Here is a 19,673-nt window from a genome sequence, read left to right as displayed (position 1 = left end):
GGGAACATGATGGCCGATCTCCGTGCCGCCCGCTGCGAACAGCTCCTGTCTCCGGTGACCGCTCTCACGGTCGCCGTGGTGTCGTGCAACGAGCGCATCCCGCAGAGCTTCGCCGACGTCGTCAGCGCCGCGGAGGACGTACTGGCGATCGCGGACCTCGGATCTCTCGGCGTGGACAGCGAGGACTACGTGGCCTGGGCTTCCGGCGCCCCGCAGACCCTCGCCGACATGATCGAGGCCGCACAGGCAAAGGACACCACGCGGATCTGGGAGGCGTTCTCGCATCCGCAGTTCGGACTCCACCGACTGGGTTCGGCGTGCAGCGGGCTGCCGGGCTGGGTCATGCCCGAGGGGTCCGAGTTCGCCTGAACCGGCTCGTCTGACCCTGGTCGGCTCGCGTCCGGCGGATCAGCAGCCCGCGGGCGACCCGAGATCGGGGACGTCGATCTCGTCGCCCCAGCCCGAGAACTCCAGCTGCAGGGTTCCGGCGGCATCGGCCCGCGTGAGCGAGATCGGCAGCGCAGGCCCCTGCGTCTGCACGCGCAGAGCGCCGAGGGTGCCGTCCGCACCCATCACGAGGTCGACCGCGTCGTCGCGCGGTGCGCCCAGCGTCGACGCGTCCCCCGTGAACTCCGCGAGGGTCTGGAGTGGATGCAGGAGCGACGACCACTGCGTGAGCGCCGCGTCGTCCTCGGCCACGCAGCTGTAGACGCCCGCGTCGAGTCCCTCGGCCGCGGTCGTGGCAGAGGGGCGGACGTACGCCTGGCCCTCGCTCATGACGACGGAGGTCGTGGCGCCGTCGACCGTGAACTCCGCGACCGTCTGCTCGCTCGACCCGTGCACCACCATCGCGAGCGTGCGCCCGGCGCCGTTCGTGTACGTCCCGGTCATGGTCGCGGTGCCCGCCTCCCGCACGGCGGCCAGCATGGTGGCGCGGGCGGAGGCGGCGTCGAGCAGCACGAGCCCGTTGCCGGACGCCTCCTCGTCCCAGGTGCCGAGGTCGAGGTGGGTCGGCGTGGGCACCGGTTCCGCGGCCGCCGTCTTCGACGTGCACCCGGTGAGCAGCAGAGCCGCACCGAGCACGACGGCGATCAGCCGCGCGTCACCCCGCCGCGGCATCCGCGACACATCCCGAGACCGCGCCCTGCGCATCGAGCGTGGCCCGGTCGAGCTTGACCTCTGCGGTCTCGTTGCCGGCGGCCGGACGGACCACCACGCAGGAGCCGTCGTCGACGATCGCGGCGGCGCGCGGCAGCCAGGCCTCCGTGCCCGTCACGAGCTGCGAGACGTCGAGTGTCGGTCCCGAGGGCCCGTCGACCACGATGACCTGGTACGGCACGTCCGGTCCCGACCAGTCGACCCGCACGGCGTTGTCGGTGACCTCGAGCTTCAGGTCGGTCGCCGTCGACCCGCCGGACAGGCCGCCGAGGATCAGGAACACGACGAAGGCGATGAGCGCGAGCAGCGTGGTGCCCACCGAGATCAGGAAGGCCGGATGCCGCCACAGCGGGCGCTGCTTCTCGGGTGCCTCCTCCAGCTCGGGCAGCACGTCGCCGGACGTCTCGAGCGTCCGGATCGCTCCGGGGGCCAGTTGCATGCTCGGTCGGGGGGAGTCCCACCCGAGCTGGCCGTCCAGGGCCGCGGGCGCCGAGCTGCGCGTCGCGGTCCAGGGCACGGGCGCCGCCGTGATCATGGCGTCCACCGGGCGCTCGGCGGCCGGCGCAGCGTTCTGCTGACGGCGCGTGCGCGGGATGTCGCTCATAGATATTCCGGGATTCTCCGTCGTGGTCGGGCGCGTCTATCCTAGTCATGGCCTGCCGCCGACCCTGGAGTCCCATGACCTCGACGCACCGACGCCGGCGAGGAGCTCTCGCTCTCGCCGCCCTCGCGGGTGCCCTGCTGGTCGGGTCGCCGCTCGCGGCATCCTCCGCGCTCGCCGCGGCCACGCCATCCGGCGACGCGATCGAGGTGTCGTACGCCGACGTCACCGAGATCCGCCCCGGCGAAGGATGGCTCATCGACTGCTCCGGCGTCGGCACCCTCGACGGCATCACGGTGAGCTGCGCCGAGGACCGCGTGACGCTCGTGTCCGCGGGGTACGACACGGCCCTCGGGACGCAGACGCTCACGGTGCCGCAGATCACGGGCTCCACCCGCATCTCGATCGACTACCGGGTACGACTCGAGCCGCCGCCCGCGCCGGAGGTCGGCGTCGACCGCATCGACCTCCCCATCGCGGTCGGCGAGCAGGCGCTCGTGCCGATCTCGGCGCTCGCGATCACCTGCGCCGCGTGCACGGCCGACGGCGGGGCGACTATCCATGTCGAACCCCCGGCGCCCGCCGGGAAGGCGGCCGTGCCCTCGGGCATATCGGTCGGCGTGAGCCCGACGCACATCGCGATCCGCGGCACGATCCCCGGCGACGTGGCGATCCCCGTCACGATCACCGACGACGCCGGACAGACCGTGTCCGGCGAGCTCTCGGTCACGATCGTCGACGCACCGGCCCCGACGTTCGGAGCCCTGCACGTCATGGGCGACGCCACCGCGGTCGACATGGTCGCGCAGGTCTGGGGCGGCGATGCGGTGATCGTCTGCAGCACACCGCAGTCCGTCGGCCTGCGGTGCACGGCCGAGGGCGGCGCGGAGCGCACCGGTGACGGACCGGCGCAGCTGATGTTCCGGGTCGTTGCCGACGACGGACGCTTCGCGTGGGGCAGCGTCACCGACGACGCGGATGCCGATGGCGTCTCACTGGTCGCGCCGTCGTGGGAGAGTGAAGCGCCGCTGTCGATCGTCGCGGCGCCTGTCGAGGAGCAGCAGGCCGACGAGGCCGTACCGCTCGCGGGCCTCGCCCGACTTCTGGAAGGGATACCCGCATCATGAGCCTTCGGCTGACCGTCGCCGATCGTCCGGGAGCACCGCAGCCCGAGTCGTGGATCGTCAAGATCGACGAGGCCACCACGATCTCCGAGATCGGCGAGTCGCTCGACGTCCCCGTCGACGAGCTCGCGCCCGGCACCGATCCCGCGTCGGCGTTCACCGCCACGGGCATCCGCAGCGGCGTGGTCGTGCCGTCCCGGCATCCGGTGGTGCTCGAACCCGGTGCCCTGCGCCTGGAGTTCGTCGCCGGTCCCTTCGCCGGGGAGTCCGTGCCGATGGCAGCGGGCGTCGCCACGACGATCGGCCGCGGCTCGTCGGCGGCCGTGCGCGTCGCCGATCCGCATCTGGGCGAGGAGCACGCGTCGATCACGGTGTCCGGCGGCATCGCGGCCGATGGCTCCCTCCTGCCGCTCACCGCCCGCATCGAACTCCTCGACCCCGAGGCGCGGCTGGTCGTCAACGGCGCCGGCGACGAGCGTGCGGCGGACATCGTCCCCGCGGATCTCGTGCAGCTCGGCAGCAGCGTGATCCGCATCGGTGCGGCGCCCGCCTCCGACGCCGACATCACGATCGACGAGGTCGGCTCGCGGGCGTTCAACCGCCCCTCGCGCATCCGCCCCTCGCAGGTGCCCCCGGTGGTCCCGCTGCCCGGCGACAAGCCCGAGGAGCAGGACGCCTCGCCGTTGCCCTGGCTGTCGGCCATCGTGCCCGTCGTGCTCGGCATCACCCTCGCCGTGGTCTTCCAGCGCCCCATCATGCTGCTCATGGCCGCCGCGTCCCCCGTCATGGTGATCGGCTCGTTCTTCGCGAACAAGAAGCTCGCGCGGCGCAAGGGCGAGCGCAGCGAGGCCGACTGGATCGAGGAGATCGACGACGCGCGCCGCCGCATCGCGGTGCACGTGCGCCAGCAGCGTCTCACGAGCTGGTACCACCACCTCGACCCCGTGTACATCCGCGACGTCGTCACCCGCCCGCTGTCGCGCCTGTGGGAGCGTCGCCGCGGCGAGGAGGACGCGCTGCGCGCGCGGGTGGGCGTCGCCGACGTGCCGCTCGACGTGCGCTTCGAGGGCGGTCCGCAGAAGGAGAGACGCAGCGAGCGACGTGTGGGCGTCTCGCCCTCCCCGGTCGCGGTGGACCTCGCCACCGGCCCGGTGGGCGTCGCCGGTCCCGCCGACGTCGCGGGCGGCGTCACGCGCGCGATGCTCACGGCTCTCGTCGCGCTGCGCTCCCCTCGCGACCTGCAGGTGGTGGTGCTGTGCGACCGCGACCAGGAGCACGCCTGGTCGTGGACCCAGTGGCTGCCGCACGCGCAGCCGGGCGTGGGACCGGTTGCGCTGATCGGCAACACCGATCTCACGCGCCGTGAGCGCATCCGTGAGATCGGGAACCTGCTCGACATCCGCATGCGGATCGGCAAGGACCGTCGCCTCGACTCCGAGTCGCAGATCGTGCTCGTCGTCGACGGGGCACGACGCTACCGCATGCTCCCCGGCATGGTCACGATCCTCGAGCACGGCGCCGCGTACGGCATCCACGTGATCGCGATCGACTCGGACCGCTCGCGTCTGCCCGAGGAGGCCACGACCGTGGTCGTCGCGGATCCCGGCGACCCGCTGCTCGGCCGCGTGGAGTCCGGCGACGCGTACCACTCGCCCGTGCTGTTCGATCAGGTGAGCGTCGGCTACGCCGAGGAGATCGCCCGTGCACTGTGCTCGATCGAGCACGTGCGGGGCGTCGGCGACGACGCGACCGTGCCCAGCAGCGTCCGCTACACCGAGCTCCTCGGCATCGACCTCGCCGACCCGCAGCCCATCATCGACCAGTGGCAGGTCGTGCCGCGTCAGTCGTACGTCGTGATCGGCGCCGGCGCCGAAGGCGAGTACGCGATCGACATCGCGACCGACGGCCCGCACGCGCTCGTGGCGGGCACCACCGGATCCGGGAAGTCCGAGTTCCTGCAGGCTCTCGTGATCTCGCTCGCGCTCGCCAACCGTCCGGACGCGCTGAACTTCGTGCTGATCGACTACAAGGGCGGATCGGCGTTCGCGGACTGCGCACGCCTGCCGCACACGGTCGGCATGGTCACGAACCTCGACGCCCGCGAGACCGAGCGCGCGCTCGCCTCCCTCGACGCGGAGCTCAAGCGCCGCGAGCGGGTGCTGCGCGACGACATCGGCGCCAAAGACGTCGACGCCGCCTGGGAGAAGGATGCCGAGGCCGCGGCGCGTCTGGGACTCGCGCGCCTCATGATCGTGGTCGACGAGTTCGCCGAGCTCAAGACCGAGCTGCCGGACTTCATCACGGGTCTCGTGCGCATCGCCCGCGTGGGTCGGTCGCTCGGCGTGAACCTCGTGCTCGCGACGCAGCGCCCCTCGGGCGTCATCACGCCCGAGATGCAGTCGAACATCAACCTGCGCATCGCGCTGCGCGTGACCGATCGGGCGGACTCGACCGACATCATCGGAGTGCCGGATGCCGCGCTCATCTCGGCATCCACCCCCGGTCGCGGCTACGTGCGGGCAGGTCTCGACGCGGCACCCGCTCCGTTCCAGACCGCACGCGTCGCGGGACTCCGGATCGGCCACCAGCGCACCACCCGGGTGCTGCCGGCCGCCGCGCGCTTCGACTGGCAGACCGTGGGTCTGCCGCCGCGCTTCCCCGCGGTCGAAGCAGCGTCGCATCGACCCGACCAGGACGACACCGACCTGCGCGGCCTCGTGCAGCTCGCGAACCAGGCCGCGACCGCTCTGGGCATCGAGCGCAGCCCCTCGCCGTGGCTGCTGCCGCTGCCCGACCTGCTCCCGCTCGACCGCTTCGACGAGTCCTCGGCGCCGGAGGGCGGCCTCGTGCTCGGTCTGGTCGACGTGCCGTCCAAGCAGAAGCAGCAGCCGCTCGTGTGGAACGTGCTCACGGGATCGCACCTGCTGTTCTTCGGCGGCAGCCGGTCCGGACGCACGACGGCCGTCCGCACGCTCCTCGCCCAGGCCGTGCAGCGCTTCACACCCGCCGACCTGCATATCTACGCGGTCGACTACGGCACCGGTGCGCTGCTGCCCTTCGCGGACGCCCCGCACACCGGCGCGGTGGTGACCCCGCAGGACGCCGCGCGCCTGCCGCGGCTGCTCGACCGCCTCGGCATGGACCTGTCGCGCCGTCAGGCCACGCTCGCCCGCGCCGGGGTCGGCAGCATCGCCGAGCAGCGCCGCCAGGTCGACGCCCGCGACGCCCTGCCGTACACCATCGTGGTGATCGACGGATGGGAGCGCCTCGGCGCCTCCATGAGCGCCGACGACCTGGTGCTCGTACGCGACCAGGTCATGCGCCTGCTGCGCGAGGGCCCGGCCGTGGGTCTGCGACTCATCCTCACCGCCGACCGGTCGATCTCTTCCGATAAGGTCTCGACCTTCATCGACACGCAGTACGCACTGCGGATGCGCGACATCAACGACTACCGCGGCGCGGGCATCATGATCCGCGACCTCGCCCCGAACATGCCGCCGGGGCGCGCGCTGTTCGGCTCCGAGGGCACGGAGGCGCAGTTCGCGGTGCTCTCCGCCGAACCGGGCGGTGAGGCGCAGACCGCGGCGGCCCGCGGGATCGTCGAGTACGTGCGAGGGCACTTCGGTCAGTTCCCGCAGCTCGCCGAGCTGCCGCAGCCGCTGCGCGTCGATCCGCTGCCCTCGCGCATCGGTCTCAGCGTCGTGCACTCGCTGCCGCTGCTGAACGCGTCTGCGGCGGAGACGCCCGTGGTCGCGGTGGGCGGCGACCAGCTCTCGCGCATCACGATCGACTGGCCGAACGTCGGCGGGTTCGTCGTCGCCGGCGACCGCCGCAGCGGCAAGACGCACACGCTCGCCGCGCTCGCGCACCAGCTGGGCTGGCACAAGACGCCCATGGTCATCGTCGCGCGGGACGGCTCGATCCTCGCCGAGGTCGCCAAGAGCCACGGCGTCACCGTGCTGTCGCCGCGCACGTCGGACGAGGAGATCGCGGCGGCGCTCGCGCCGACCGATCAGCCGCTCACGGTGGTCGTGGACGACAGCGAGTCGATCAGGGACTCCGCGCTCGACCGCGCTCTGGGCGGCGCCCGAGGGCACGCCCGCTTCATCGTCGGAGTCGGTGCGGAGTCGGCCGGATCGTCGCTCACCGTGGCGCTCACCGAGGCGAAGAAGGGGCGCTCCGGCATCCTGCTCTCCCCGCCCTCGACGATCATCGGGACCCAGGTGTTCGGCGTGCAGCTCGCGCGCACGCACATCGGCCGTGCGGCACCAGGGGCCGGCGTGTTCTTCAGCGACGGCTCGTACATGCCCGTGCAGGTCCCGGACCTGACCGCCTGACGATCCGCAGCGTCTGCGACGGCGGTCTCGCGGGGTCTGCGGCGGGATAGACTGACGCGGGTGCCGTGACCTTGTCGCGGCGCGGGAGGACCACGACGGGGGAATCAGCCGATGAGCACTCAGTGCCGCTTCTGCGGCGAGGCCGTGCGCCCGGACAGCATGTTCTGTCCGTCGTGCGGGCAGCTCATCGGCATGCCGGGCGGCGTCGTCCCGCCGTTCCCCGGCGGCCCCACGGGCGCCGCCACCGCCTCGCCCGCCGAGCAGCAGCGCGCCGCGGAGCCGCTGCCGCCCGTTCCGCTCCCCGCACCGCTCGCGGCCGAGCAGCCCCAGCCCCCGGCATCCGCTCCGGCCGTCGCGCCGCAGCCCGCCGCGCCGCAGCCCGCCGCGCCGCAGCAGTCAGAGCCGCAGCCCCAGCCCATGCAGCCCCAGCCCATGCAGCCCGAGGCCCCGCAGGAGACGCCGCAGCCTGCCGCGTTCGCACCCTCCGTCCCGACGACCGTGTCGCTCCCCGACGGCCAGCACCTCGGCCTCGACGCCGTGCTGGTCTTCGGACGCTCGCCCGAACGCGGCGCCGCCGCCTACCAGGGCGCCCCCGTGCGGCTCGACGACCCGGCCCGGGCCATGTCCCGTGTGCACCTCGTGCTGTCGCCCGCCACCGGGGCCGTGATCGCCACGGACCCCGGCTCGGCCAACGGCACGCTCCTCGAGCGCGACGGCACCCAGTACGCGCTCGTGCCGGGCACGCCCTCGGCTCTCGTGCCCGGCGACCGGCTGCTGCTCGGCGACGCCGTCCTCGTCATCTCCTGACGACGGATGCTCATGGGGAGTTCTCCCCATCGGCCTGCGGCCCCGTGCGTGTTAGGAATGTATCCGGACCAATTCCGCGGCGTCGCCGCACTGAGCAGGGGGTAAGACATGGCTGAGATCAAGGTAACTTCGGAGTCGCTCGCGGGTGTCGCGAACCAGCTCTCCTCGGGTGCGACGTCGATCGAGTCGCAGCTCGGCAACCTGAAGTCCCTCGTGCAGGGCCTCATCGCCGGCGACTGGGGCGGCTCCGCCTCGCAGACCTTCAACGAGCTCTACGAGCAGTGGGACGCCGCCGGCATCCAGCTCAAGGAGTCCCTCAACGGCATCAGCGACCAGCTCTCGAAGGCCGCACTGGCCTACGAGGAGTCCGAGAACAACATCGGCAACAGCTTCCGTTCGTAAGTCCGTTCCGCCCGGTGCTCCGGGCCCGCTGATGTGAGGGGGGATGCCTCGTGGTGCAGTTCCACGTATCCACGCCGGCGCTGGGGTTCTCCGCGGCGTCGATGACCGGGGCGGTCGCGCAGTTCGACGCGCAGCTCGCCCAGGTCACGGCCGCGGTGAACGCGGTCGTGGGCTCGACCTGGACGGGGAGCGCGGCCGACGCGTTCCTCGAGGAGTGGACGTCGTTCCTCGCCAGTGCGGGCGTGACCCGGGAGGCTCTCATGAGCATCGCGGCACGACTGCAGAGCGGTCAGAGCACCTACGAGGGCAACGAGGCGCAGCTCACGGTCGCCGCGCGCTCCTCGAACGTCAACATCCGCATGCCCGGCACGACCGGCGGCAACTTCGGCGGAGCGCAGGCCGCGCCCGCGACGTTCCAGGCGGAGGGCGTGCAGGCCATGCCCGCCGAGGTCACGATCGAGGCACGGGTCAGCAAGGGGGACACCGCATGAGCGGCCTGCACACCTACGAGACGGCGGACATCCGCGGACTCGAGTCGGCTCTGAAGCAGCTGCACGGTTACTGCGGCGAGCTCCAGGCGCACGCCTCGGGGGCGACAGGCGCGCTGAGCGCGCAGTGGAGCGGCATGGCGAGCAACGACTTCGTCAACTGCGTGCAGACCTGGCAGGTCGGCGCGACCATCCTCACGTCGTTCGCCGAGTATCTGGCGACGTGGGCGGGGGATGCCGCGACGCAGTACGAGACCGCGCAGTCCTCCGTCGGCGCCATGTGGGGCGGCGGCGGTTCGGGTGGCGGCGGCGGCGCCGGCGGACCCGTGGCGGTGTGACGACATGGTGAGAATCGATCCCGCGAAATACTCCACCGCGGCTGACGCCTACGACACGGTCTCCCAGCAGGCCCTCAACTACGCCATCGAAGCGCGCGGAGCCCTCTCCGGCTTCGGCGGCATCGCCGGCACCGACCCGGGCGGCGAGTCCTTCTCGGAGTCGTACGACGCGATGGCGGGCGCCGCCCTGCAGACGCTCTACGACATCGCCGTGGCCTCGCGCGGCCTCGACCGCACGATCATGGCGTCGGGCGGCACGCACGCGCAGGCCAACGCCAACGCGGAGGGCATCGTCTACGACGCGTCCTCCGCCTTCGTGCTGCGCCCCGCGATCGCCGAGTCCTCCGTCGCCCCGCCCCCCTCCGCGTTCGGCGGACGGCCGGACACCATGGTGCAGGGCCTCGACAGCGCGGCCGTGTGGGTGTGGGACCAGATCCTCAACTTCATCGGCACGCTGTTCCCCGACGGCGACCCCGAGAAGCTCGAAGAGGCCGGTCGCGCGTGGCGCGGCATCCTCAGCGACATCCGCAGCCTGCGCAACGACATCCGCCTCGCGGACAACTCCCTCGCCGGGATCGACAGCGGCGAGATCGCGTCGATCACGCAGAAGGTCGACGACTTCGCCGACGGCCTCACGACCTTCCTCAGCGACGACGAGGGCATCGGGCAGATCGACGACATCTGCAAGGAGTATGCGCAGACCATCCGGGACACCCTCGAGGAGACCCGGAACATGCTCGTCCAGCTCGTGATCGAGGTCGTCGCCGGCGCCGGTCTCAGCTTCGCCCTGTCGTTCGTGACGTTCGGCGCGGCCGGCGTCGCGGGTGCCGCGGCCATCACCGCCCGCGTCATCGCCATCGGCGGACGCATCGGCGCCCTGGTCGCGAAGTGCGTCGGCGTCGCGGTGCGCCTCGCGGCACGGCTGCGCGCCATCGTCCCGGGCCTCGCCCGCGCGGCGACCAAGTTCCCCAAGCTCACGCGCGCCGGCATCGAGATCGTCTCGGGCACCGGGGCATCCGTGATCGCCGAGACCGTGCAGGGCGGCAACGCCAACTACGGTGCCGCTGCTCTCTCGGGTCTCGCGGGCAGCTCGCTGACCGCCGCGATCGTGGCGCCGTTCGGCAAGGCCGGCGAGCGCTTCGTGGTCCAGGCACTGGCGAACGGCGCCGGCGGCGCCGGCGGCACCGTCGTGGACCTCGCCGTCCGCGGCGAGGAGATCACCGGCGCGTCCATCGCGATGGGCGCCGGTCTCGGCGTCGCGGGTTCCGCGCGCCTGCCGGGACGCCGCGGCGGGGCCTCCGCCGGCGGCAGCAACAGCGGCGGCGGCGTGCATGTGAACGACTACGACGGTCCTTCCGGGACCGGGGATGCCGCGAACGCCTCGGGTGGAGACGGCGGCGGCGGTCCGCGTACGGACTACGACGGTCCGACCGGTCAGGGCGGCGACATCGGCGGCGGCGGATCCGACGGCGGCGCGGCCCCGTCGAACCACGGCGACGCCCCCGCGGCGACCGACGTGCATGTCACCCCGGAGAGCAACGGCTCCGGAACGGGTGGATCGGATGCCGGCACAGGAACCGGCTCCGGCGACGGGGGCAGCGGCTCGACGGCCGATTCGACCTCGACGGCTGATTCGACCTCGACTCCCGACACGACGTCGACCCCCGACACGACGTCGACGCCGGACACGACGTCTTCGGGCGACTCGACCGGAAGCGGCTCCGACAGCACCGGCACATCCACGCCCGAGACCCCCGCGACGCCGCAGGGCACCGGCGGCGACTCGTCATCCCTCGGCGGGTCCGGCGACTCGCCGGCTGCGGGCGGTACCGCCGGCGACTCGTCCCCGTCGGGCACCGGAGCGGGCACGGCAGGAGACTCCGCCCCCACCGGCACCGGCGCGGGGAGCAGCGGCGCGGCTGGGCACGCGGGCTCGTCCCCAGATGCCGGTTCGTCCCCCGATGCGGGCTCGACGCCGGACGCGGGCACCAGCCCCGACGGAGACGCGTCTGCTCCGGCCGACGTCGACGCCGACGTCGATGGCCCGCCGCCCGTCGATCCCGATGGTGACATGAACGTCGACCCCACGGCGGACGGCGACGGCGTGGGCACGGATGGTGCAGGAACGGACGGCGCGGATGCCGACGGCGTGGCCCCGCACGGCCCCGACGACTCGGGATCGACCGGGGACGCCGACACCACGGTCGACGCTGAGTGGAACGACGGCGGGCCGACGCACGACCCCTACGGCCGTGAGTACCTCGAGCGCGAGGACGGGCGACGCACGCTCGAGGGCGACCCCGAGGGGACGTGGCGCGATGGTGCGGGCAAGCTCCACGATGAGAGCACCGGCCAGTTCGTCACCGACACGAACAAGCCGGAGGGAGCTCTGCCGCTCGACCGAGCGGTGCGCGGCGATGCGACGGAGTTCACGCTCGACCCGGACGCGCAGAGCGCGCACGACGCGAGCATCAGAGAACGCGACAAGCTGCAGGCGGAGTCGCAGGCGGCGTCGCAGCGTGTCGTCGATGCAGCGAACGAGGCGGGCATCGACCCGAACGTCCTCGTCGGGCGGTCCGAGGCCGTGTCCGCACGGCTCGACGGACTGACCGAAGACGGCGTGATCACGCCGGCTCAGGAACTCGAGATCCGGGAAGCGCTCGCGGAGAGGATCAACACCCGTGCGAACCTGACCGAGTTCTCGGAGGGTCTCGGAGACAACGCGGCGGAGGCCGTCTCCTCCGCCCGCGGAGAGACCACGATCATCCCCGCCGGTGGCGCGGCATCCGGACAGTTCGATCACGTCACCGTGAGCGGCAACCCGCCGACGCTGCACGTCTACGAGGCCAAGGGTGGCAATTCTTCGCTGGGATTCCGTGACGCGCCGCCCGTCCGGGCCGAGCAGGGCACGACGGCGTATCTCAACGAAATCGGCGCTCGCGACGGCCGTCTGCAGGAGCAGCTCGACGCGTACATGCAGAGCCCCGACGCCGACCCGCGTGTGGTGGAGGCGATCCGCAACGGAACCCTCGACGTGCGTTACGAGCTCGTCGAGGCGCGTCCGAACGGCGACATCCGCGTGACCGAGTTCCAGATCGACCGCAGCCAGGTGCGAGTGCCCGGTGCGGATGCCACCCCCACTGCTGCGCACGGCGGTGCGGACGGCTCCTCGTCTCCGTCGCGCGCCACCGGGATGAATGCACCGGTCCACGCCGGGAGCGCCGACGCGGCACCGACCGCGACCGACGGTGCGTCGAACGGTGCGCCCGCGACCGACGGTGCGTCGAACGGTGCGCCCGCGACCGACGGTGCGTCGAACGGTGCGCCCGCGCACGCGGATCCGGCCCCGGCCGCAGAAGCACCTGTCGCCCCTGAGGCGGCGGATGTCGGCACGAACGGCGGCCTGGACGGCGAGGGCGGATCCGCCGTCGAGGCGAACGGCGACGGCGGCGATCCCCTCGATCCCGCGAACGGCACCGGCCACGGCGGCGGACCGGAGCTCAGCTCCGACCAGATCATCCGCGACTTCGTAGACGCGAACGGACTGTCGAACCAGGACCTGCACGACCTGCGACACACGCCTGCCTCGCAGCTCACGCAGGATCAGCGTGCACAGCTTCTCGAGCTGCGCGGACTCATCGACACCCCGACGCCCGACACGCATCTGGTGAAGGTGATCCCCTTCGACGATGTCGCCCGGTACCTCTCCGGCGACTACGATCCGCAGGTCCGAGGATTCGTGGCGCGCGCGACCGACCTGAACCCGTGGGGCGGCCTCGATCAGGTCGTGGCAGATGCCCGTCTGGACTACGTTCCGGACAGCGGCCGGACGAACCCGTACACGGAGCCGGGTGCTGACTCCTATGGCTTCATCGAGTTCCAGACGGACCAGACGCACCGGCTGACGACTCCGTTCTCGCCGGAGTTCGGGGGCACCGCGGAGTACGATCAGCCGTTCGCCGGGTCGGGCTTCCTCCTCAACCGCGACGATGTCTGGCGGCCCGAGTACGAAGCATCCGCACCTATGGACATGTCCGCGGGTGCGCGGATCTGGGCGGTCGGGCCCGACGGACCCCGCCTCGTCGGGATCTACGTTCCCGGGAGGGGCTTCTTCACCCCCGGCTCCGGCTCGTGACGGCGGATCGTCTCGAATCCGGGCTGCATGCTCGATTCGACGGGGTGGACTATCGACTCGAGAGTCGCGGCCGGGGATGGGTGCTGGTCTCCGAGGGCCCTGCTCCCGGCTTCGAGAAGCTCCCGTTCGACAAGAATCGTGGTTCGCTGTACGTCCGCCGGGTGCAGCCCGACGAGCGCCTCGAATGCTTCGACATCGATCACGAAGGGGAGTACCGCGGGATCCGGGTCCGTGTGTCTTCGAGCACACAGGGTCGGGTCATGGCCGTCACGCGGGATCCACAGGCGCAGCAGTACGGGTTCGATCCGTTCGAGCGCGATTCCTGGGTGAGACTGATCCCCCGAGACGATCGGGATCTCCGGTTCGTCGAGACACGCACACCGGTGCCCGCGCCGTGGATGAGATGAATCGACCGCCGCGGCTGCGGAAGTCGAGCTCCGCGAATCGCGCCCACCCGTTTGATAGCTTTGATCGCGATCGGTGGATGCGGCAGCGTTCCGATCCGGGAGGGACACGATGACCGAACTGATCAAGGCCGTCACGCCCGCGCGCGGTCGCGCGTGGCTGAGCCAGGGACTCGGGTGGGTCTCCGGCTACGTGGTCCGTCGCGACGACGTCCTCGCGGCGACGACACCCTCCGCTCTCTTCGCCGAGCTCGGACTCGGGTTCCCGGAGTCGCCGTTCACGCCCGATGCGCCGCACATCGACACCCTGCGCATCCCCGCGGCCTCGTACCTGGCGCTGCAGTCACCGGGCACACGCGACGTCGTCCCGCCGTTCCGGGATCACCCCCCGACGAGCGGCACGGGCTTCGTCGAGAGCGCCGCCGCCATGGTTCCGTACTGGTGGCTCGCACCGAGCGCGCTCCCTGCCGGCACGAGTCTGTGGCGTACGCATGCCGACGGCCGCGAGGAGATCCTCGCCGGTTACGCGAACGTCGCCGAGGGGTGGGTCTCCGTGCGCCCGGAGTTCGGACTCCCCGCTGTTCCCGTCCGTTCCCCGGAACTCGTCGGCGTCTGGGCGGAGGTGGCAGGCGAGCGGATGCTGGCTGACGTCCTGCCCGATGGGCAGGTGATCGTGTGCTCGCCGCAGCAGCGGCAGGACATGCAGCAGTCGGCCCGAGGCGTCTGGTGGCGCCACGCCGTGGCGGAGGAGGTCGAGCGGATCTTCGCCGTCCGCGTCGTCGGACGCTGGCGCAACCGTCGGGTGCAGCTCGTCGGCGCCGAGCGCGGCGAGTCCGGCGATCGCGCCCACATCGTCTTCCTCGGTCACGACGCCATCGACGCCGAATCGCTCGGCCTGACGAAGTCGGATGCCGGCGTCTACGAGGGCGTCGTCGCAGCCGCCGAGGTGGCGGACCTGAACGAGGAGCAGACCGAGGTGTCCGCTCCGCGCGATGCGGAGGGCACTGCCTGATGATGCTCGTCGGACGCGATCGATAGGGTGTGGAGTATGAGCTGGAAAGTGATGCCTGCCGCTGAGGCGTGTGACCTCATGGACTTCTGGACCGCCGCGCCGTGGCCGCTCTCGCAGGAAGAAGTCCAGCACTTGGGCGTCGAGCGCTTCGGGTGGACGATCGAGGTCGATAACGGGAAGTCGTACCTGTTCAATCGGGTGTCCGATTTCACCATTCCCGACGTTATGACCATCGCCTACAAAGACGTCGTCAACTACGTGACGCTGCGCCTCTCCGACACGATCAAACCCACGACCCCCGATTCGACCGCGTTCCTCAACGATGCCTTCACACTCATGGTCCGTGAGGGCGAGTCCCGGTGGGGTAAGACGACGTTGCGCGACGTCGAGGGCACGACGACGGCGCGGTGGGACGTCGCCGGGGGCGCCCGTATCCAGTTCTCCTTCCGTCCCGCCGGGATCACGGCGAAGTTCGAGACTCCGCAGGGGGTCGCGGTCGAGCGGAAGGCGGGCGGCCGCTGATGGCCGACTGGAGCGCATTCCAGTCTGGGCTCGCGCAGGCGCTGGCCCAGGTGACGGACCGCGTCTACCTCATCATCGCCTCCGAGGCGGACCCGACTCGGTACGTGCAGTTCGCCGGAGATCCCGCGGCCCTGTATGCCGAGGCCCCCGGCACGGATGTCGTCCGCGACGCCGACGTGTCGGTGCTGGCCGACGCAGGATGGACGGCGCCGGTGCCCGCTCAGCCGAACTGGACGTCGCCTCTGGCCCGGCCCGCCCTCACCGCGGAGTACGCCGCACTCGCGGAGCGAAACGTCATCGCTCTGCGTGACGCGTACGGGGTGTCGTCGCCCGATGACCTCGCCTACCGCGCGTGGCGTGAGCCCGAGCTGATTCCGCCCGGTGAGACGTGGTCGCCCGATCAGATCGCCGACCTCGATCCGGGAGCCGACTCCGTCGACTTCTCGATCCTGGGGATCTCGTCCGACTGACGGGAGCGAATGTCGCCGGATGGGGTTCTAGACATGACGTGGAAAGCGATGACCCCGACCGAGGTGTGCGACCTCATGGACTTCTGGGCCGCGGCTCCATGGCCGCTCACCCGTGACGAGGTGCTGCGACTGGCCGTCGACCGGTTCGCCTGGACGATCGAGGAGGAGGACGGCACGTCCTACCTGATGAACACCGTCTCGAACTTCACCGTGCCCGACGTGTCGACGATCGGAGCGCGGACGCAGCTGAACTACCTGAGTCTCGACCTCGCCGATGAGGCGACCGAGGAAGACCCGACGTCGCAGGATATCCTCAGGGACGCATTCGCCCACATCGTGCGCGAAGGGACGACGCGGTGGGGCGAGCCCGCCCAGCGCCAGAAGGACGGGACGCGGTTCGCGAGCTGGGAGAGGTCCGGCGGTCGTGTGACCATCAGCGCCTCCGATGTCACGCTCAGCGGCATGTTCCAGACGCCGCGCGGGGTCGAGATCGATCGGGACTCGGGTAGCTGACGGATGTCCGCGTGGGATGAGTCGAAGGCGCGCTGGCTCGCGTGTTCCGTGACATAACGGATCGTGTGTTCGTGATCATCGCAGCCGAGGCCGACCCGACGCGCTACGTGCCGTTCGCGGGGCAGCCGTCGCGGCTCGACGCCGAGGCGCCGGGGGCCGACGTCGAGGGCACGACGGCGGGGCACCCTGGGGATCTCCTCGGACCGACCGCTCCGCGAGCGCGCTCAGCGGGCGGCGGCGTCGGCGAGGTGCCGGGCGTTGTGGCTCAGCACCTTGACGATGATGCCGTGACGGCGCAGCTCCGACACCGTGCGGGCGCCCTCGTCCGCATCGCGTCCGAGGGCGCGGATGTTCGCGACGACCAGCACGTCGCCCTTGTGCAGCGTCGCGATCAGGCGGGAGAGCCGATCGTTCCAGGTCTCCAGGATGTCGGGGGCCGGGTGACGGAAGCCCTCGATCGGCACGCCGAAGCGCGTGAGGTCCTCACGCTGCTCGACCACCGAGGGCATGTCGTCGCGCGAGACCACGAGCCCGACGAGACGTGAGCCGTCCGGACGCGCGAGCCAGAAGTCGCGGTTCTGCTGCAGCTCGGTGAAGCACTTCGGGCACTCGGCCGCCGCGTGCGGCAGGTGCAGCGGGCTGGTCAGGGCCTCATCGACGGACGCCGTCGTGGTCGTGGGTTCTGTCGTCTCGCTCATCGCGCACCTCCGGCATCCATTCTGCCCTGAAAGCGGCCGGATCGGTGACGGTTCAGAGGAGCCCGAGCGCGCGGACCGCGTCGCGCTCCTCGACGAGCTCGGCGACCGAGCGGTCGATGCGCGCCCGTGCCCAGGAGTCGAGCTCCAGCCCCTCCACGACCTGCCAGGCGCCGTCCACGGACCGCACGGGGAAGGAGCAGACGAGACCCTCGGGCACGCCGTACTCCCCGCGGGAGACGACGCCCGCCGAGGTCCAGTCCTCGGTGCCGTGCACCCAGTCGCGCACGTGGTCGAGCGTCGCGTTCGCGGCCGAAGCGACCGAGGACGAGCCGCGCACCTCGATGATCTCGGCACCGCGCTTCGCGACCCGGGGGATGAAGGTTCCGTCGAGCCACGCGGGGACGTCGCCGACGATGGCCTCGAGGGCCTCGCCGACGGGGCGGCCGGCGACGGTCGCGTGCGACACATCGGGGAACTGGGTCGCCGAGTGATTGCCCCAGATCGGCACCCGGCGCACGGTGTCCACGGGGACGGCGAGCGTCTGCGCGAGCTGAGCCCTCGCACGGTTCTCGTCGAGGCGGGTCAGGGCGGTGAACCTGTCGGCAGGAACGCCGTCCGCCGAGGCGGCGGCGATCAACGCGTTCGTGTTCGCGGGGTTCCCGACCACGGTCACGCGCACGCCCGGTGCGGCGTTCGCGGCGATCGCGGCACCTTGAGGTCCGAAGATGCCGCCGTTCGCGGCCAGGAGGTCACCGCGCTCCATGCCCGGCCCGCGCGGCCGCGCCCCCACCAGCAGGGCGAGGTCGCAGCCGTCGAAGCCCACGGCGGCGTCATCCGTCACCTCGACGTGCTCGAGCAGGCCGAACGCGCCGTCCTGCAGTTCGAGCGCCGCGCCCTCCGCCGCGCCGAGCCCCTGCGGGATCTCCAGCAACCGCAGCCGCACCTTCTCGTCCGGGCCGAGGAGGTCTCCGGCGGCGATGCGGAACAGCAGCGCGTACCCGATCTGCCCGCCCGCGCCCGTTATGGTGATCGTGGTCGTCATGCCCCGAGCCTACGACGGGTCGCGGTGCGTGAGCACGGAGTCGGGCCGGAGTACTCTCATGGCATGACCTTCAATCCCGATGCCGACGTCTCCGGCAGCACCGCCCGCCGCAAGGGCCGTGGCGCCGTCATCGCGGGGGCCGGCGGCGTCGGCATCCTGGGGATCATCGCGCTGATCGCGGGCCCGTTGCTCGGCGTCGATCTCACCGGTCTTCTCGGGGGCGGCGGTGGAGGGAGCGGCAGCGAGCCGGCGGAGGGCAGCGTGATCGAGGGCTGTCTCACGGGCGAGGACGCGAACGAGAACGTCGATTGCCGCGTCGCGAGCGCGCAGCTCGCGCTCGACCAGTACTGGGGCGAGCACGTGGAGAACTACCGGGCGCCCGGGTTCATCATCGTCGACGGCGCCACGGCGACCTCCTGCGGAACCGCGTCGAACCAGGTCGGCCCGTTCTACTGCCCGCCCGACGAGACCGTCTACATCGACCCCACGTTCTTCCAGCTCATGCAGCAGCAGTTCGGGGCGTCGGCGGGAAATCTGGCCCAGCTCTACATCGTCGGTCACGAGTGGGGTCATCACATCCAGAACATCACGGGCGTCATGACGGCATACCCGAACAACGGCACGGGACCCGAGAGCAACGGCGTCCGCATCGAACTGCAGGCCGACTGCTACGCGGGTGCCTGGATCGGCCAGATGACGGAGCAGGAGGATGCCGACGGCGTGCCGTACCTCGAGAAGCCGACGGAAGCGCAGCTGCAGGATGCCGTCAACGCGGCGTACACGGTCGGCGACGACCACATCCAGGAGCAGTCCGGCTTCGTCAACCCGGAGAGCTTCACGCACGGCACGAGCGAGCAGCGCAAGTACTGGTTCGCGAACGGCTACCAGAACGGCCTCGACGTGTGCGAGCAGCCGCTCACGCTCGCCGGCGACCGCCTCTGATCACACGCCGTCGAGGCTCGTCTTGCCGAGCGCGGCGGCGAGGTCGTGCTTCTTCGCGTCGAAGTAACGGTCGGGGTCGAGCGCGATCGGCTCGCTGTCGATCCAGAGCACGTTCCCGTCGACACGCAGCACGCCGATGTACATCGCACGGTCCGCGTCGGACGACCAGATCGTGAGGAGACGCTCGTCCCCGGCATCCTTCTGCATGGCCGTCAGTGCCGCGATCACACCCTGGCTGTCGGCGCTCCCTTCGCGCAGCGCTGCGATCGCCCGGTCGACGGGGAAGCGGGCGCTGAAGCCGTGGATGACGGGGTTTAGCAGCACGCCGCCGCCCTTCACGCGCCACCGGCGGGCGCCGAGGAAGATCATGATCACGCTCACCACGATGATGATCGGCGGCAGCGCGAAGGCGCCGGCGATCGCGAGCCCGCCGCGGATGCGCCCGCCGAGGATCTCGACCGTGCCCGTCGGGTTGAGGTACACGAGCAGGGCCACGACGGCCATGATCCCGGCGACGATCGCCCATCCGGTCGTCTTGCGCGGGGAGCGCTCGGCCGTGAACAGATCGGGGCGGGTCGCGAACCACGCGTAGAGGTTGCGCGACTTCGAGCGCAGGGGCGTGAAACTCATCCGACCACGCTAGCGTGTAGACGTTGGACTGCTTTGACCCGGGGGTCGAC

At 71.4% G+C, this 19,673-nt stretch carries 19 protein-coding genes; 14 read left to right on the top strand and 5 right to left on the bottom strand.

Translation table 11 applies throughout. From position 1 onward, the window contains the following. Window positions 1-6 precede the first annotated feature (6 nt). On the top strand, window positions 7-369 hold the full coding sequence (locus MRBLMX7_RS07355) for a hypothetical protein (protein ID WP_050723314.1): 363 nt from the start codon (window positions 7-9) through the stop codon (window positions 367-369). 39 nt (window positions 370-408) lie between these two features. Here the strand turns inward: MRBLMX7_RS07355 and MRBLMX7_RS07350 are convergent, their stop codons facing one another. Both MRBLMX7_RS07350 and MRBLMX7_RS07345 read right to left on the bottom strand, forming a co-directional pair. Further along, entirely contained in the window at window positions 409-1,119 is a 711-nt protein-coding gene (locus tag MRBLMX7_RS07350; protein WP_363367114.1) for a hypothetical protein, read from the bottom strand. Beyond that, entirely contained in the window at window positions 1,103-1,762 is a 660-nt protein-coding gene (locus MRBLMX7_RS07345) for a hypothetical protein (protein ID WP_363367112.1), read from the bottom strand. The genes MRBLMX7_RS07350 and MRBLMX7_RS07345 overlap by 17 nt, the downstream gene beginning before the upstream one ends. 74 nt (window positions 1,763-1,836) lie before the next feature. On the opposite strand from MRBLMX7_RS07345, the gene MRBLMX7_RS07340 reads away from it, so the two are divergent. From MRBLMX7_RS07340 to MRBLMX7_RS07285, 12 genes are all read left to right on the top strand, one after another. After that, window positions 1,837-2,886, top strand: a complete 1,050-nt coding sequence (locus MRBLMX7_RS07340) for a hypothetical protein (protein ID WP_363367110.1) — start codon at window positions 1,837-1,839, stop codon at window positions 2,884-2,886. Then, window positions 2,883-7,220: an FtsK/SpoIIIE domain-containing protein gene (locus MRBLMX7_RS07335; RefSeq protein ID WP_363367108.1), complete on the top strand. Its 4,338-nt coding sequence runs from the start codon at window positions 2,883-2,885 to the stop codon at window positions 7,218-7,220. Before MRBLMX7_RS07340 ends, MRBLMX7_RS07335 begins: the two co-directional genes overlap by 4 nt. Window positions 7,221-7,331: 111 nt before the next feature. Next, entirely contained in the window at window positions 7,332-8,027 is a 696-nt protein-coding gene (locus tag MRBLMX7_RS07330) for an FHA domain-containing protein (RefSeq protein WP_363367106.1), read from the top strand. Between the two features lie 108 nt (window positions 8,028-8,135). Beyond that, window positions 8,136-8,429: a WXG100 family type VII secretion target gene (locus tag MRBLMX7_RS07325; RefSeq protein ID WP_050723320.1), complete on the top strand. Its 294-nt coding sequence runs from the start codon at window positions 8,136-8,138 to the stop codon at window positions 8,427-8,429. A gap of 50 nt (window positions 8,430-8,479) precedes the next feature. Continuing rightward, a complete protein-coding gene (locus MRBLMX7_RS07320) occupies window positions 8,480-8,920 on the top strand; it encodes a WXG100 family type VII secretion target (protein WP_363367104.1) in 441 nt (146 codons plus the stop codon). After that, window positions 8,917-9,255 carry a hypothetical protein gene (locus tag MRBLMX7_RS07315; RefSeq protein ID WP_050723322.1) on the top strand — a complete coding sequence of 113 codons (339 nt, stop codon included), beginning with the start codon at window positions 8,917-8,919 and terminating at the stop codon, window positions 9,253-9,255. Before MRBLMX7_RS07320 ends, MRBLMX7_RS07315 begins: the two co-directional genes overlap by 4 nt. 4 nt (window positions 9,256-9,259) lie before the next feature. Continuing rightward, window positions 9,260-13,390, top strand: a complete 4,131-nt coding sequence (locus MRBLMX7_RS07310; RefSeq protein ID WP_363367101.1) for a hypothetical protein — start codon at window positions 9,260-9,262, stop codon at window positions 13,388-13,390. A 44-nt stretch (window positions 13,391-13,434) separates the two neighbouring features. Continuing rightward, window positions 13,435-13,797 carry a hypothetical protein gene (locus tag MRBLMX7_RS07305; protein WP_363367099.1) on the top strand — a complete coding sequence of 121 codons (363 nt, stop codon included), beginning with the start codon at window positions 13,435-13,437 and terminating at the stop codon, window positions 13,795-13,797. 109 nt (window positions 13,798-13,906) lie between these two features. Continuing rightward, window positions 13,907-14,806 (top strand): hypothetical protein, encoded by a 900-nt coding sequence (locus MRBLMX7_RS07300; protein WP_363367097.1) that lies wholly within the window; start codon window positions 13,907-13,909, stop codon window positions 14,804-14,806. Between the two features lie 36 nt (window positions 14,807-14,842). Next, window positions 14,843-15,328, top strand: a complete 486-nt coding sequence (locus tag MRBLMX7_RS07295) for a DUF6301 family protein (protein WP_363367095.1) — start codon at window positions 14,843-14,845, stop codon at window positions 15,326-15,328. Next, window positions 15,328-15,798 (top strand): TY-Chap domain-containing protein, encoded by a 471-nt coding sequence (locus MRBLMX7_RS07290; protein ID WP_363367093.1) that lies wholly within the window; start codon window positions 15,328-15,330, stop codon window positions 15,796-15,798. Before MRBLMX7_RS07295 ends, MRBLMX7_RS07290 begins: the two co-directional genes overlap by 1 nt. A 33-nt stretch (window positions 15,799-15,831) precedes the next feature. Beyond that, the gene (locus MRBLMX7_RS07285) at window positions 15,832-16,311 is read left to right on the top strand and encodes a DUF6301 family protein (protein ID WP_363367091.1); all 480 of its coding nucleotides are present in this window, start codon (window positions 15,832-15,834) and stop codon (window positions 16,309-16,311) included. A 224-nt stretch (window positions 16,312-16,535) separates the two neighbouring features. Here the strand turns inward: MRBLMX7_RS07285 and MRBLMX7_RS07280 are convergent, their stop codons facing one another. After that, complete coding sequence (locus MRBLMX7_RS07280; RefSeq protein WP_363367089.1) at window positions 16,536-17,009, bottom strand: recombinase family protein; 474 nt, start codon at window positions 17,007-17,009, stop codon at window positions 16,536-16,538. A 52-nt stretch (window positions 17,010-17,061) separates the two neighbouring features. Continuing rightward, window positions 17,062-18,051, bottom strand: a complete 990-nt coding sequence (locus tag MRBLMX7_RS07275; protein ID WP_363367087.1) for a malate dehydrogenase — start codon at window positions 18,049-18,051, stop codon at window positions 17,062-17,064. 63 nt (window positions 18,052-18,114) lie between these two features. Here MRBLMX7_RS07275 and ypfJ point away from each other — a divergent pair, with 63 nt between their 5' ends. After that, the gene (gene ypfJ, locus MRBLMX7_RS07270) at window positions 18,115-18,993 is read left to right on the top strand and encodes a KPN_02809 family neutral zinc metallopeptidase (protein WP_363367085.1); all 879 of its coding nucleotides are present in this window, start codon (window positions 18,115-18,117) and stop codon (window positions 18,991-18,993) included. On the opposite strand, the gene MRBLMX7_RS07265 is transcribed toward ypfJ, so the two are convergent. After that, window positions 18,994-19,623: a hypothetical protein gene (locus MRBLMX7_RS07265; RefSeq protein WP_363367083.1), complete on the bottom strand. Its 630-nt coding sequence runs from the start codon at window positions 19,621-19,623 to the stop codon at window positions 18,994-18,996. It lies immediately after the preceding gene. Between the last annotated feature and the right edge of the window lie 50 nt (window positions 19,624-19,673).

Origin of the sequence: Microbacterium sp. LMX7-1.2 (assembly GCF_040675935.1) — a bacterium.
Taxonomy (GTDB): Bacteria; Actinomycetota; Actinomycetes; order Actinomycetales; family Microbacteriaceae; genus Microbacterium.
The sequence above is the reverse complement of the archived record's forward strand: the minus strand, read 5'-3'. Positions and strand labels throughout refer to the sequence as shown.

Coding starts and splice junctions, on each gene's coding strand:
- MRBLMX7_RS07355 (WP_050723314.1), top strand. CDS start 7: ATGATGGCCGATCTCCGTGCCGCCCGCTGCGAACAGCTCCTGTCTCCG.
- MRBLMX7_RS07350 (WP_363367114.1), bottom strand. CDS start 1,119: ATGCCGCGGCGGGGTGACGCGCGGCTGATCGCCGTCGTGCTCGGTGCG.
- MRBLMX7_RS07345 (WP_363367112.1), bottom strand. CDS start 1,762: ATGAGCGACATCCCGCGCACGCGCCGTCAGCAGAACGCTGCGCCGGCC.
- MRBLMX7_RS07340 (WP_363367110.1), top strand. CDS start 1,837: ATGACCTCGACGCACCGACGCCGGCGAGGAGCTCTCGCTCTCGCCGCC.
- MRBLMX7_RS07335 (WP_363367108.1), top strand. CDS start 2,883: ATGAGCCTTCGGCTGACCGTCGCCGATCGTCCGGGAGCACCGCAGCCC.
- MRBLMX7_RS07330 (WP_363367106.1), top strand. CDS start 7,332: ATGAGCACTCAGTGCCGCTTCTGCGGCGAGGCCGTGCGCCCGGACAGC.
- MRBLMX7_RS07325 (WP_050723320.1), top strand. CDS start 8,136: ATGGCTGAGATCAAGGTAACTTCGGAGTCGCTCGCGGGTGTCGCGAAC.
- MRBLMX7_RS07315 (WP_050723322.1), top strand. CDS start 8,917: ATGAGCGGCCTGCACACCTACGAGACGGCGGACATCCGCGGACTCGAG.
- MRBLMX7_RS07310 (WP_363367101.1), top strand. CDS start 9,260: ATGGTGAGAATCGATCCCGCGAAATACTCCACCGCGGCTGACGCCTAC.
- MRBLMX7_RS07300 (WP_363367097.1), top strand. CDS start 13,907: ATGACCGAACTGATCAAGGCCGTCACGCCCGCGCGCGGTCGCGCGTGG.
- MRBLMX7_RS07295 (WP_363367095.1), top strand. CDS start 14,843: ATGAGCTGGAAAGTGATGCCTGCCGCTGAGGCGTGTGACCTCATGGAC.
- MRBLMX7_RS07290 (WP_363367093.1), top strand. CDS start 15,328: ATGGCCGACTGGAGCGCATTCCAGTCTGGGCTCGCGCAGGCGCTGGCC.
- MRBLMX7_RS07285 (WP_363367091.1), top strand. CDS start 15,832: ATGACGTGGAAAGCGATGACCCCGACCGAGGTGTGCGACCTCATGGAC.
- MRBLMX7_RS07280 (WP_363367089.1), bottom strand. CDS start 17,009: ATGAGCGAGACGACAGAACCCACGACCACGACGGCGTCCGTCGATGAG.
- MRBLMX7_RS07275 (WP_363367087.1), bottom strand. CDS start 18,051: ATGACGACCACGATCACCATAACGGGCGCGGGCGGGCAGATCGGGTAC.
- ypfJ (WP_363367085.1), top strand. CDS start 18,115: ATGACCTTCAATCCCGATGCCGACGTCTCCGGCAGCACCGCCCGCCGC.
- MRBLMX7_RS07265 (WP_363367083.1), bottom strand. CDS start 19,623: ATGAGTTTCACGCCCCTGCGCTCGAAGTCGCGCAACCTCTACGCGTGG.